The 843-nt window shown below is 43.9% G+C and carries 1 pseudogene; it reads left to right on the top strand.

Annotated elements, in window-relative coordinates:
• Positions 1 to 843: pseudogene (locus QM406_RS10030) on the top strand (hypothetical protein); the annotation flags it as partial.

Raw genomic sequence — 843 nt, 5'->3', positions numbered from 1 at the left:
ACACCAACAGTAGAGTTGGAACAAGATCCTAAGACAGGTGACGTTACGGTAACACCGAAGAAACCAGATGGCTCAACATACAAACCAGGAACTAAGGTAGAAATCCCAGGTAAAGATGGTAAGCCAATCCCAGTCACAATCGGTGAAGACGGTAAAGGTAAAGTACCAAACAGTGACCTACCAGATAATAAAGTTCCAGGTACAGGTAAGATTACAGAACCAGGTCAACCAGCTGTAGAAGTTCCAGTAACAACACCAGCTAAGGTAACACCAGAAACACCAGCTCAAAAGACACCAACACTAGATGTTGAACAAGATCCTAAGACAGGTGACGTTACGGTAACACCGAAGAAACCAGACGGCTCAACATACAAACCAGGAACTAAGGTAGAAATCCCAGGTAAAGATGGTAAGCCAATCCCAGTCACAATCGGTGAAGACGGTAAAGGTAAAGTACCAAACAGTGACCTACCAGATAATAAAGTTCCAGGTACAGGTAAGATTACAGAACCAGGTCAACCAGCTGTAGAAGTTCCAGTAACAACACCAGCTAAGGTAACACCAGAAACACCAGCTCAAAAGACACCAACACTAGATGTTGAACAAGATCCTAAGACAGGTGACGTTACGGTAACACCGAAGAAACCAGACGGCTCAACATACAAACCAGGAACTAAGGTAGAAATCCCAGGTAAAGATGGTAAGCCAATCCCAGTCACAATCGGTGAAGATGGTAAAGGTAAAGTACCAAACAGTGACCTACCAGATAATAAAGTTCCAGGTACAGGTAAGATTACAGAACCAGGTCAACCAGCTGTAGAAGTTCCAGTAACAACACCAGCT

Source organism: Streptococcus infantis, from assembly GCF_047465035.1.
Lineage (GTDB): Bacteria > Bacillota > Bacilli > Lactobacillales > Streptococcaceae > Streptococcus > Streptococcus infantis_T.
Note: the sequence above shows the minus strand (reverse complement) of the source record. Positions and strands in the feature narration are given on the sequence as shown.